This window comes from Chitinophaga sp. OAE865, assembly GCF_040546735.1.
GTDB lineage: Bacteria > Bacteroidota > Bacteroidia > Chitinophagales > Chitinophagaceae > Chitinophaga > Chitinophaga polysaccharea_A.
The window spans coordinates 4,403,728-4,415,960 of the sequence record NZ_JBEPOF010000001.1 but is presented as its reverse complement, the minus strand read 5'-3'; the positions used below and the strand labels follow the sequence as shown (position 1 = coordinate 4,415,960).

Below are 12,233 nucleotides of genomic sequence, written 5' to 3'. Positions count from 1 at the left end.
CGCTTACAATTATCGCTATGGCTGTTAAAATAGTATTCTTATAAATTGGCTTAAGTGGAAATCGCTAAAAAAAATATTTTCAACATATTTATTATCATCGGCTGGATAGTACTGATCCCGGCAATTGCCTATATCAGTGCCCAGGAGATAAAATACGTTGCATTGCTCATAGGGCTGGTGATAGGAAGCACCGTGGCAGCTGTTTCCCTGCTGAATTACCGTGCCGGCTATTTTATTTCCTGTACCGTTGCACTGACCGTACGCTTACTGGAACGGATGTCTGGTACCGAAATACCCGTGGGAGTACTCATAGACGCCATCCTGCTGATTACGCTGCTAGGCAGTCTGTTGAAGACCGGTGACGACAGTATTAAAAAAGTGGACTTCCTCCGGGACCCGGTGCTGATCACCTTTTACATTTATGGGGGCTATGTACTGCTGCAGTTCTTTAACCCGGCATTTGTGTACGACAGGCATGGATGGACCACCTTTGCCAGGGTATTTGTGCGGAATATGATCTTTATGTACCTGGTCATGAAAATGATCCGCAACATGAACGACCTGAAACTGTTCCTGAAGTTCTGGATCATCATACTTACCATCGCGGCATTTTATGCATGCATACAGCAGTGGTTTGGATTAATGCCTTTTGAGAAGGCGTATATCGCGAAGTATCCTGAGAAATTCAAAACGGTTATTATTCTCACCGGCATACGCATTTTTTCATTTGTATCTGATCCCGCTGTATTTGGTGTGATCATGGCCTGCGGCTGTATTATCAATATTGTATTGCTCACCAGCTCGGGCAGGATGATCACGATGCCAAAGAAAATATTCCTGCTGATATCACTGGTGCTCCAGTTCATGGCATTGGGTTTTTCAGGCACCCGCACGGCTTATATCATGGTACCGATGGGGCTTATCATGATGCTGTTCGTAAACCTTCGTAACAGGAATACGGTGATAGGTGCAGTGGTATTCGTGTTTGCTTTCCTTGTGCTGATGTTTGGCCCGTTTCACGGCAATTCTACTGTGATCAGGATGAGAACGGCCTTCTCCGGTTCGGAAGACGCTTCCCTTAACGTAAGGGATGTGAACCGGCACCGTATACAACCTTATATCTACAGTCATCCCATTGGCGGCGGGTTTCTCAGCTGTGAGCCAGGTTCGGGCAGTGAACTGGACGGGTTCCCTCCCGACAGCGGTTACCTGCGTACCGCACTTGAACAGGGATGGGTAGGCTTATTACTCATCATAGTAAATATTTACCTGGTAATGCAATACATGGTGAGCAATTATTTCGCCAGCAGAACAGAAATGGAAAGACAGTTTACACTGGTGATCCTTTGCGTAATGTTTGCACTGGTGGTAAGTATTTACGCCCAGGAGTCGTCAGGCCTCATTGAATCAGCCCTGCTTTACTATGCGCTCAATGGCATCTCTATAAAACTAAAATATTTATTATCATCTCCAAATATCACAACATGAAACGAGTACTATTCTTTTTATTAGTAGCATTAACAGGTACAATGGCAAAGGCACAAAGAGCCGATACCAGCATTGTGCTGCGCCTGCCGGCCGACCAGCCAACAGTGGCCAGGTTAAAAACAAGACTGGTGGAGCTTGCCATGGAAAATCCACAGATCAAAGCACTGGACATAAAAAAACAGATCACCAAATACGATGAAAACAGGGCTAAAGCCGGCTGGCTGGATATGATTGTTGCCTCTGGTAACCTGAACGAATTCACGATCAAAGGAGGCGGCACCACCACCAACAATACTTTGTATCCGAGGTATAACTTTGGTATCAATGTACCGCTTGGCCACCTGGTTAGCATTCCTAATGAAGTGAAAATTGCAAAAGCCAATGGGAAAGTTTTCGAACAACAGAAAGAAAGCGAAAAACTGGCGTTGAAATCCGCTGTACTCCGCGCTTACGAAGACTATGCCACCAACAAACAATTGTATGAGCTGCAGCTCCCTTTACTGGAAGACGCCTACAACCATTACAAACAAACCGAACAGAAATTCTCCAAAGGAGACCAGAATACCGCTGTAGAAGGTTTGAATGAAGCATACCGCATCTACAACGCGGAAATGGTGCGCAAGGTGAACCTGGAAAGAGATGTAAAGCAGTCGAAGCTAGTACTGGAAGCCATTATCGGGACTACTATGGAAGAAGTATTGCTGCATTTATAATATCGGGTTAGTGAACATGGTATCCGGCAATACGGATCACTGAAAATAAAATCAAGAATGAGAGTATTTCTTATTATCGCACTTACGCTGCAGACGTTGTTAGTATCTGCACAGGACTTAAAACCATTCAAACAGATTGAGGTGCAGATCACACCCTGGCATCATATACCGGCCTTGCTAAAGCTGCCGGACAATCCGAAAAGTGGGAAAAGATATCCGCTGCTTATTTGCCTTCACGGCAGAAGCATTGCCGGTACTGATGTTACTAAAATCTTCAGGCAGGGTGTGGCCAGGCAGATGCATGAAGGGAAGAATATTGATGCCGTGAATAAACTGGACGGTAAAAAATATGAGTTCATTGTAATGGCGCCACTGGCTACCAGCTGGTCGCTCGGCCCTGAGCACCTGGACGCCGTTATTACAGATGTATTGAAAAGATATCCGATCGACTCTTCCCGTATTTATATCACCGGATATAGCGCCGGCGGATGGTCTGTAGCCATGGCCGTAACTGATAAAAGAACGGCAAAGCGGGTGGCTGCCGCAGTGAATATGTCGCCCGCCACTATTGATGCCGAGAATCTGAAAAGCTTCCAGGTAACTGCCCAGAACAATATTCATGTGTGGTATTTTGGAGGAAGTGACGAGCCGGTTTTCCTGGGCAACTGTAAACTTTACGCCGATAGTACAAACAAGTACAAACCGGGACTTACAAAGCTAAGCATCGGGGATCACAAACACTGCTGCTGGGAACAATATTACAACCCCTCCTACCGGGAAGACGGGATGAATATTTACGAGTGGCTATTGCAGTTCAAAAGATAAACAGGCATGGCGGGGCGCAGGAAATGGATCTTAATACTAACGGGGGGTACAACATTGCTGCTGACGGGGATTTTCTTCTTCATTAAACAGCAACAGGAAACCGCTTCCCTTAATGATATCACCCGCAGGGCGGCGCCGGGCTCCTTTATACGGCTGCAACAGGGAACCGTTCATTACAGCTTGTCCGGCCCCGATACCGCGAGGCTACTGGTATTGATACATGGAGGCGGCTGCACCGGTATGGAAGTGTGGAAAAACAATATTCCTTATCTCCTCTCCAAAGGGTACAGGGTATTGTCTTATGATCTTTATGGCCGGGGATATTCCGACAAACCCGAAACAGTGTATGATCTCCGGCTGTACCGGGAGCAACTGGTGGCGCTGCTCGACACATTAAAGCTCCGGCAGCCGTTTGATATGATTGCGATGTCGATGGGAGCACCCATCGGGTTGGACTATGCAGCGGGGCACTCTGATCGCGTGAAGCAGATCATACTGCTGGGGCCAGCGGCCAGCGGCGATCTTCATCCAAGTAAACTGCTGAAATTCCCGGTGATAAGAGACCTCCTGATGAGTGGCTATTGGTATCCCCGCTCAGTGGAAAAACAAAGAAAAGAGTTTGTGAACCAGCCATTGTTCAACAGCTATGCAACGAGATTGAAATACTTTATGAATTTCAGGGGGTATAAGCGCATTACCTATTCCTCCTGGACGAATATGCTGAATCAAAGCCAGCTTTATCTGCTGGAAAAAATTCCGCCCCGGAAAATATTCCTTATTTACGGGAAGCAGGACCCCTTCTTCCCAAAAGAGAAATTAAGTTCTTATACCGCTTTATACCCAACTTTAGAAGTACATGAAGTAGACAGCGCCGGGCACATGCCTCACTATGAGCAGCCACAGGAAGTAAATGAACTGATGTGGAAGTATCTTGAAGGGAAAAACTAATGCCCGGTAAAAGAAAACAGCCGCTCCGGTTAACCGGGCGGCTGTTTCATTATCTGGTGACAATATATCAGTTGGTTCTGTAACCGGTGGTCAGCAGGGCTGAACCGGATTTAGGCTGGTAGAAATTATTGGTATCTACACCTGCATCCGCCACAGTTGCGAATTTGGAATTGGCTTCCGCACCGGTTCCTTCTGTAACAGAAGCTCCGTTTTCCGTATAGATGTAAGCATTAAGAGCAATAGTGCCGCCGCTTACCCTTGGTTGAATAAAAGCATTGTCTTTCACGATCTGCGCTGCGGTCATACCAAAATAACCGTTGATACGGAGGGATACGCCTCCTGTTCTGGCAATAGTATTATTGGTGATCTGCACCACTGCCTTATCAGTTCCTCTCAGGCTTACCCCATCTCCCTGGTTATCTCTTAACAGGTTGTTATGAATGATGTGGGTAGCGCCATTTTCACCGGATCCGTAGAACTGGATCAGCTCACCCCAGCCATCGTGTACATAGTTATCGTGCACATTCGTGTTGGTAGTACGTCCTCCGATGAGGATACCTCCGTTATGGCCCGAGTTATGCTGACCGCCCCAGCTGGTAACGGTGTTGCCATAGATCTCCAGTTTGTCGATAGCAGCTGTCTGTATACCGTCTGCGCCTCCATTTGCCACACTGTTGTTATAGATCTTTACATTGCGCCATTTAATAGGCTGTACATACTGCTGGCCACTTACAAACCCTGAAGGATCGCCGTAGTAAGGCGCATTGGCTGTCAGGTTCCAGTAAAGGGCAGTATGACCAATATAAAATGCTTCATTGTTGGTACCACTGATAGCCACATCATGGATCAGCAGGTTGTCCATATAGGAGTTAGGATACTGGGTGGTCAGATCACCTTTTATTGGATCTGTTTTAGCCCAGATACCTGTTCCACCGTTATGTATGGTAACATTGGCGATCTCAAAATTATCGGTGTGCTGGCTGAGGGTAAAGTCGAAATATGCTTCCCTTCCTGCCTGGGTGCTTCCTTCAATTACAAATTCGGATTTGGATTTTTCACCGCCTGCTTTAACATAGTGACAGTTTACAAAACTGATAGCAGTTGCCCAGGAGCCACCGCTCCAGGATGGATTGCCAATTTTAACTACGGTACCGCTGGCATTTTTAACTATGATAGGACTGCCGGAGGCGCCTTTCAGGTTATTAAAAACAACTGCAGAAAATGTTCCTTTCAGATTCAGGATTTCCCCTGCTTTATAAATGCTGCCGTCTACCACCAGCCTGCCGTCCTTATCAGGAACGAGCGTATACTGCTTCGCGCCAACAGGGGGCTTTGCTGCAGTTTCGGTTGGATTATTTTCTGGTACTAGCTGGCTTATTTGATCCTTATTGCAACTTTCTGTTGTGATAACTAAAGCCAGTGCAACGGATACGAATGTGAACATAGACAATCGTGCGGTAATGTTGTGCCTCATGGTTTTTCAGATATTATATGGTTTCAATAAAAAGCTCACAATTACGCTAAGTAACTGCAATTGATTCAAGTGATATGGATTCGGTCATTCAAGAAATAATGCACTGTATACAATTGTCTCCGGAAACAATTTTAACGGTCCATCTTAATTTATGGCTGCGAATATCCAGAAATTCCGGACATAAAACAGCATCTAAACGGACGTCCTCCGCGAAATATTATATGACCCCAAAAGGGCTATATAAGTTATAACGGATTTTGTGGAGGCAATAAATGTTACGATGCCCTTCCTGAGAAATAGACCGAACCTGTAATGCACTTACCAGTCCTGAAACGCAGGCCAATCAATAATATTACTATTAAATATACTATAATTTTAACAGTAATATGTAACTTTTTTTGAAATCTTTAGAAAAAAAATGAAAAACTTTTCCACATTCATAAAACGTGGTAAGATGAAGCACAAATGAATAAAAAGGTACAAGGCTTTAAACAAAAAAGCCGTCTCAAAAGTTGAAACGGCCAGTTTGTAATTATATATACTTCCGGGACGATTATAAACCGAAAGCGGCTTTTACTTTGTCTACGTAGTCCAGCTTCTCCCAGGTGAACAGCTCTACTTCCACGCTCTTCTCGTGCTTCTTGCCTTTGTTGAACACTTTGGTAACCACCTTAGGTTCGCGGCCCATGTGGCCATAAGCGGCAGTTTCGCTATAGATAGGATTGCGCAGTTTCAGTCTTTGTTCGATAGCATAAGGACGCAGGTCAAAGATTTCTTCGATCTTCTTAGCAATTTCACCATCATTCAGCTTCACTTTGGAAGTACCATTGGTATTCACATAAATACCGCAAGGCTTGGCCACACCGATGGCGTAAGACACCTGTACCAGGACTTCATCGCACACACCGGCAGCTACCAGGTTTTTGGCAATATGACGGGTGGCATAAGCAGCGGAACGGTCTACCTTGGAAGGATCTTTACCGGAGAAAGCGCCACCACCGTGAGCACCCTTACCGCCATAAGTATCAACGATGATCTTGCGGCCGGTTAAGCCGGTATCGCCATGAGGACCACCGATCACAAATTTACCGGTTGGGTTGATGTGGTGATTAATGTCAAAGCCTTCGAACAGTTTTTGCAGTTCCGGTTTCAGCTGGGCTTTTACACGGGGGATCAGGATATTGATCATATCTTCCTTGATCTTTGCCAGCATTTTCTCATCAGTATCGAAATCATCGTGCTGTGTGGAAATCACGATAGAATCGATTCTTACCGGTTTATTATCATCAGAATATTCGATAGTTACCTGTGATTTAGCATCGGGGCGCAGGTACTTGATTTCTTTATTTTCGCGGCGAAGCACTGCCAGTTCCAGTAACAGCTTATGTGCCAGGTCCAGCGCCAGCGGCATATAGTTCTCTGTTTCACGGGTAGCATAACCAAACATCATACCCTGGTCACCTGCACCCTGCTCTTCTGGGGATTTACGGTCTACACCCTGGTTGATATCGGGAGACTGCTCATGTATGGCTGAAAGAATTCCGCAGGAATTCGCTTCAAACATATACTCACTCTTGGTATAACCGATCTTACGGATTACTTCCCTTGCAATATCCTGCACATCGAGGTATGCCTCTGATTTCACCTCACCTGCCAAAACAACCTGGCCGGTAGTTACAAGCGTTTCACAAGCTACTTTGGATTTTGCATCATATGCCAGAAAGTTGTCGATCAAAGCGTCAGAAATCTGATCAGCTACTTTATCAGGATGTCCTTCTGAAACGGATTCAGATGTAAATAAATAAGGCATAAAAAACTGGGATTAGTAGTTTTATGGTTTAGTGTAAATAATTCTGAGCTTGATATTATACTGTGACAGGTTGCTGCCGCCAACTTTCACACGGTTCAGATCCATGTACAGGGGTGAGTATCCTTCAAGCCTGAAACCTTTGTTGGCATCCAGTTTCCTGATAAACCGCTGTACGGTGTTGGCAAGGTTAAAGGTATATTGAACTACCTGTACGCCTCCAAAGTTGGTAATCACCTGTCGGGTGCCGCCAAAATAGGCTGCGCCTCCTCCTGTATAATAATCTGCGGGGATCTTGGTGGTATCACCGTTTGTATACTGGCGTAAAGATAAGCTTCCTGGTTCAATAAATATATTATTCATATCACTCGGACCGGAAGTTATTTGTGTAATGACCAGTTCTGCTTTATTGATCAGCACATTGGGGAAGTTCTCAAGCCCTGGAATGGTCAGGTTTGTGAACAGGCCGGGAGCTGCATTCAGGAAGAGGATACTGTCGCCATTCGGGTTGTTGGTATTGATAAACCTGGAAGCCTGCGATCCGTTGTAATTGCGGGTGAAGTAATTCGCATGGGCGCTGGCGTATTGATCGAACGCCATGGTGGCACGGAGCGAATCATCCGTGGTATTTTTATAGAACACCGTGAGTTTGGTGTTGGTATTATTGAGATTCAGGTAGATCATGTTCCTGTTGGTACCCAGATTGGTATCAGGAACAATAGCAAAACCTTTCAGGTAAGCGCGGAATGCAGAATCCGTGGCGAAGGCGCCATCTGATTTCTGGGCGAGCAGGCTGTTACCAAAGGCATTGCTCAGTTTAATACGCAGCTGGGCGGTTTCCTTGGTGCCGTAAATGCTTACGGAGTCGCGGAGCGACAAGGGCGTAACAGTAGCGGTACCCAGCAGCTCTCCCGGGTTATAAGCCAGGGGCCTGTTATACGGGTAGCTGGAATCAATCTTAAAATTGGGCTCAGTCATCCGGTAAACCCGGAAGGTTTGAGGCGCCGCAGAATCGCCGGTGTAACCGGTATAGCTCAGCGACAACACCACGGAATCCAGGGTTTGCCCGGTACCTTCAAAAGTAAAGGCGCTTTTGGGCAGCGACACCTGCGTATATACGAAGGCGTGAGTTCTGCCAAAAACCGGATCGGTGGTAACTGATCCCAGTATCTTGTTATAAGCGTTTTGTCCGTTTAAAATGGAGGAATCATACCGGAGTATGTTGTTGGCGATAATACCGTTGAGCGTTGTGTCCTGTGCATTCACAAAATCGCCGGGAGGAATTAAACCACTTCCCAGGATAGTGGATTTGTTACAACCGGTGGCTCCGTACAACAGAGTAATATAGGTGGCTAAGAAGCTAAGGTTCCTGAAATTGATCTTCACGCGTTATGTTGTTAGTGAGTATTGGTTTTACTGCCCGAACATGCTTTTATACGCTTTAAATACGCTTCAACTACGCACTAAAGGCGGATCTGAGGGTTTATTTACCCAGCAATTGCTGATATAATTGCAGGTAATCTCCCAGATCATCATTATCTTTTTTAAACGGCAGGATGATCTTTCCTTTTTCCGCTTTCACTTCATCCACTACTTTCTTTTCCAGTTTATCACCGGCCAGTACAACGGCGTCCGCATATTTTGCCGCTCCCCTGTTCAGTGCTGTATTGGTGCCGTCCTTGAACAGTTCCATATCTTTCTCCTTGATCTGGTTACTGATCGTGGCCTTCTTAACAAAGGTAGTGCCTAACTTTTCCTTAAATGTATTGGGAGTCAGCGAATAAATGATCTTTGAATTGGCAAACACCGGCTCTTTTTTATAAGCCGTTTTCAGATACATAGGTATCAGAGAGGTCATCCAGCCACTGCAATGAATGATATCCGGAGGCCATCCGAATTTCTTTACCGTTTCCAGGGCCCCTTTACAAAAGAAGACAGCTCTCGCTGCATTGTCATCAAAAAACTCATCGTTTTCATCAGCAAATACAGTTTTCCGCTTAAAATAATCTTCATTATCCAGGAAGTAAACCTGCAGGCGGGCGTTTGGAAGTGATGCTACCTTGATAATCAACGGATAATCATCCCCGTCAATCACAATGTTGATCCCCGACAATCTTACGACCTCGTGCAAACGGTGTCTTCTCTCATTAATAATTCCAAATCTGGGCATGATCACTCTCACTTCCAGGCCAGCCTCATTGGACTTAATTGCCATTTTATTGACCATTGCCGCGTAATCACTCAATTCCAGGTACGGCGACATCTCTTGGGCAATAAAAAGAATTCTTTTCTTTGTGGACATTTAACGCTGATTATTAATGCAGTAATTTTTAATTTGGCTTGCAAAATTACGGATTTTTTACGGAATATTGGTCAATCTGTCAGTTTTAACATCCTTTTAAGCAATGATTTATGTATCTATTTAAGCGCAGCACGGACCTGAAGAAGCACCTGGACCTGGTAAGAAAAAGCAACAAAAGCATTGGTTTTGTGCCCACTATGGGAGCCCTCCATGCCGGTCACCTGTCACTTATTCAGGCGGCCAGACAGGAAAATGAAGTGGTCGTTTGCAGCATCTTTGTCAATCCAACTCAGTTTAATGATCCAAAAGATTTTGAAAAATATCCTATCACCATTGAAGAGGATATAAAGAAATTAAATAACGTATCGACAGATATACTTTTTTTACCATCAGTGGAAGAAATGTATCCCGAAGGCCTTAAAAGTGATCTGCATTACGACTTTGGCAACCTGGAAACCATCCTTGAAGGTAAATTCCGCCCCGGGCATTTTCAGGGCGTGGGTCGCATTGTTCACAAGTTACTGGATATTGTGCAACCAGACCAGCTTTTTATGGGACAAAAAGATCTGCAGCAATGCCTGATCGTACGCCGGCTCCTGGAAATTACCCATTCCCCGGTGAAACTGGTAGTATGCCCCACTGAAAGGGAAAAAGATGGGCTGGCCATGAGCAGCCGTAATACACGCCTCTCTCCCGCCGCCCGGAGAAAAGCAACAGGCATTTACCAGGCGCTGCTCCATATCAGGGATAATTTCGGGAAGGGCCTTCACTTCCTGGAAGGCGCCCATGAAGCTTTTGATGCCCTCAAAAAGCAGGGCTTTGAACCCGAATATGTAGATATACTCCGGCTGGAAAATGATAGTCTCGTTCCCCTGGATCAGCCACCGGGAAATGCCACGGTAGTGGTAGCCATTGCTGCCTGGCTGGACGGGGTTCGCCTGATCGATAATATGGTACTGCAGGGAAGCCTGTAACCCCACCCGCAGGGGATGCGGCAAACACTGCATTACTGCTGCATCCCCTGTTCGATCTTCCATATTTTTTCCCTAGCTTTGCAAACGCTCTATAGCGATAAGCCAGTATAATTATGCAAATCGAAATTTTAAAGTGTAAGATTCACCGCGCGGTTGTTACGGAAGCCAATCTGCAATATGTTGGAAGTATTACGATTGATGAAGACCTTATGGACGCCGCTGGTTTAATCGAGTATGAAAAAGTGCAGGTGTTGAACGTAAATAACGGAGAACGCCTGGAAACATATGTGATCAAAGGAAAACGCGGTTCCGGCGTGATCTGTATGAATGGCCCCGCCGCCCGTCTTGTTGCCCCAGGTGATATAGTGATCATCATCTCCTATGCCACTATGGATTTTGAAGAAGCAAAAAAATATACGCCTATTGCCATTTTCCCCAAAGAAGGGAATAAACTGTAGACCCATACTGTACCTGTTTTATTAACGCCCTAAACAACTTTGGATCATGCCCAAAACGCTTAAGAACGTCATTAAGTTTATTTGCTTTTTCGGCATCGGGGTGCTGTTGATCTGGCTTTTTACCAAAGATATTACTACAGAACAGTGGAACCAGATCAATACCGCATTCCGCAGAGCCAACTACTGGCTGCTGATCCCCACCATGACCATCGGTATTGCCAGTCACTGGTTCAGGGCTGTAAGATGGAAACTGCTCATGAAACCACTGGGCCACCAGCCCTCGACATTGAATACCTTTTTTGCCGTAATGGTAGGCTACCTTGCCAACCTCGCTGTACCCCGCCTCGGGGAGGTGACCCGGTGCGGGATACTGGCTCAATATGAAAAAGTACCGGCCGATAAACTGGTAGGCACAATGATCGCTGAGCGCGCGGTAGACATGGTATGCCTGCTGCTGCTCATGGCCCTTACCGTACTAACACAGCTGGACGTGCTGGGTTCTTATGTGAACGAATCGATTTTTATACCATTGTCGCATAAAGTAGCCCGGGCCAACGGCATACAGCTGCTCACAGGCATTACTATACTTGCAGGCGTTATACTGCTGCTGCTCTGGCTCCTGAAAAAATTTGCCAGGTCCAAAGTGGCCGTTACCATAAAAAACCTCGCACGAGGCATTATGGAAGGCATTCTTTCCATTGGTAAAATGGAAAAGAAAGGCTGGTTCCTGTTACATACCGTATTGATCTGGTCATGCTACCTTTCGCAGGTGTACATCGGTTTCTTTTGCCTGAAAGAAACCAGTCACCTGGGCATCAGCGCCGCTCTTGCCGTACTGATGATCGGTAGTGTAGGCATGATCGTTACCCCCGGCGGTATAGGCGCCTATCAACCCCTTGTACAGAAATCACTGGAATTATATGGCATTCCCCTGGCCATCGGCTTTGCCTTTGGCTGGATCATCTGGGTAGCGCAAACCGTGCTGGTGATACTCCTTGGCTTTATCAGCCTGGTGGGACTGCCGCTTTACAACAAGAAATCGCCTTCGGCGATTACGCGGAGTTTGTCTGACTCAGGATTAAACTGATTAAACTGATTATCATGATTTGATTTTTTACGATTTTATAAATGATTTAAAAGATTTTGGCAGATAGAAGCGGATAGAATTTGTAGATTTATAAAAGATTTTGGGGAGAGGTAGGCGAAAGTATCCGCTTACCTCTCCTCAAATCTTTTAAAATCCA

11 protein-coding genes are annotated in these 12,233 nt (G+C 45.7%); 7 read left to right on the top strand and 4 right to left on the bottom strand.

Annotation, left to right across the window (positions count from 1 at the left end; translation table 11 throughout):
* The first annotated feature begins 54 nt into the window (after positions 1 to 54).
* The 4 genes from ABIE50_RS17865 to ABIE50_RS17850 are packed head-to-tail and all read left to right on the top strand — an operon-like array spanning position 55 to position 3,974.
* Positions 55 to 1,488 (top strand): O-antigen ligase family protein, encoded by a 1,434-nt coding sequence (locus tag ABIE50_RS17865; RefSeq protein WP_209857643.1) that lies wholly within the window; start codon positions 55 to 57, stop codon positions 1,486 to 1,488.
* Entirely contained in the window at positions 1,485 to 2,201 is a 717-nt protein-coding gene (locus ABIE50_RS17860; RefSeq protein WP_142686902.1) for a TolC family protein, read from the top strand. The genes ABIE50_RS17865 and ABIE50_RS17860 overlap by 4 nt, the downstream gene beginning before the upstream one ends.
* A 57-nt stretch (positions 2,202 to 2,258) precedes the next feature.
* Positions 2,259 to 3,026 carry a carboxylesterase family protein gene (locus ABIE50_RS17855; protein WP_209857642.1) on the top strand — a complete coding sequence of 256 codons (768 nt, stop codon included), beginning with the start codon at positions 2,259 to 2,261 and terminating at the stop codon, positions 3,024 to 3,026.
* Between the two features lie 6 nt (positions 3,027 to 3,032).
* Positions 3,033 to 3,974 (top strand): alpha/beta fold hydrolase, encoded by a 942-nt coding sequence (locus tag ABIE50_RS17850; RefSeq protein WP_209857641.1) that lies wholly within the window; start codon positions 3,033 to 3,035, stop codon positions 3,972 to 3,974.
* A 67-nt stretch (positions 3,975 to 4,041) separates the two neighbouring features.
* On the opposite strand, the gene ABIE50_RS17845 is transcribed toward ABIE50_RS17850, so the two are convergent.
* The 4 genes from ABIE50_RS17845 to ABIE50_RS17830 all read right to left on the bottom strand — a co-directional run bounded on the left by ABIE50_RS17845 (position 4,042) and on the right by ABIE50_RS17830 (position 9,557).
* A complete protein-coding gene (locus ABIE50_RS17845) occupies positions 4,042 to 5,448 on the bottom strand; it encodes a right-handed parallel beta-helix repeat-containing protein (RefSeq protein WP_209857640.1) in 1,407 nt (468 codons plus the stop codon).
* 553 nt (positions 5,449 to 6,001) lie between these two features.
* Positions 6,002 to 7,258, bottom strand: coding sequence for a methionine adenosyltransferase (gene metK, locus ABIE50_RS17840; RefSeq protein WP_142686898.1), 1,257 nt, complete (start codon positions 7,256 to 7,258; stop codon positions 6,002 to 6,004).
* 21 nt (positions 7,259 to 7,279) lie between these two features.
* Complete coding sequence (locus ABIE50_RS17835; protein WP_209857639.1) at positions 7,280 to 8,641, bottom strand: DUF4270 family protein; 1,362 nt, start codon at positions 8,639 to 8,641, stop codon at positions 7,280 to 7,282.
* A gap of 97 nt (positions 8,642 to 8,738) precedes the next feature.
* Positions 8,739 to 9,557, bottom strand: a complete 819-nt coding sequence (locus ABIE50_RS17830) for a glycogen/starch synthase (RefSeq protein WP_142686896.1) — start codon at positions 9,555 to 9,557, stop codon at positions 8,739 to 8,741.
* Positions 9,558 to 9,667: 110 nt separating this feature from the next.
* On the opposite strand from ABIE50_RS17830, the gene panC reads away from it, so the two are divergent.
* The 3 genes from panC to ABIE50_RS17815 all read left to right on the top strand — a co-directional run bounded on the left by panC (position 9,668) and on the right by ABIE50_RS17815 (position 12,076).
* Entirely contained in the window at positions 9,668 to 10,531 is an 864-nt protein-coding gene (gene panC, locus ABIE50_RS17825) for a pantoate--beta-alanine ligase (protein WP_209857638.1), read from the top strand.
* A 113-nt stretch (positions 10,532 to 10,644) separates the two neighbouring features.
* Entirely contained in the window at positions 10,645 to 10,989 is a 345-nt protein-coding gene (gene panD, locus ABIE50_RS17820) for an aspartate 1-decarboxylase (RefSeq protein ID WP_133811105.1), read from the top strand.
* A 46-nt stretch (positions 10,990 to 11,035) separates the two neighbouring features.
* A complete protein-coding gene (locus tag ABIE50_RS17815; RefSeq protein ID WP_209857637.1) occupies positions 11,036 to 12,076 on the top strand; it encodes a lysylphosphatidylglycerol synthase transmembrane domain-containing protein in 1,041 nt (346 codons plus the stop codon).
* The last annotated feature ends 157 nt before the right edge of the window (positions 12,077 to 12,233 follow it).

Coding starts and splice junctions, on each gene's coding strand:
- ABIE50_RS17860 (WP_142686902.1), top strand. CDS start 1,485: ATGAAACGAGTACTATTCTTTTTATTAGTAGCATTAACAGGTACAATG.
- ABIE50_RS17855 (WP_209857642.1), top strand. CDS start 2,259: ATGAGAGTATTTCTTATTATCGCACTTACGCTGCAGACGTTGTTAGTA.
- ABIE50_RS17850 (WP_209857641.1), top strand. CDS start 3,033: ATGGCGGGGCGCAGGAAATGGATCTTAATACTAACGGGGGGTACAACA.
- ABIE50_RS17845 (WP_209857640.1), bottom strand. CDS start 5,448: ATGAGGCACAACATTACCGCACGATTGTCTATGTTCACATTCGTATCC.
- metK (WP_142686898.1), bottom strand. CDS start 7,258: ATGCCTTATTTATTTACATCTGAATCCGTTTCAGAAGGACATCCTGAT.
- ABIE50_RS17830 (WP_142686896.1), bottom strand. CDS start 9,557: ATGTCCACAAAGAAAAGAATTCTTTTTATTGCCCAAGAGATGTCGCCG.
- panC (WP_209857638.1), top strand. CDS start 9,668: ATGTATCTATTTAAGCGCAGCACGGACCTGAAGAAGCACCTGGACCTG.
- panD (WP_133811105.1), top strand. CDS start 10,645: ATGCAAATCGAAATTTTAAAGTGTAAGATTCACCGCGCGGTTGTTACG.
- ABIE50_RS17815 (WP_209857637.1), top strand. CDS start 11,036: ATGCCCAAAACGCTTAAGAACGTCATTAAGTTTATTTGCTTTTTCGGC.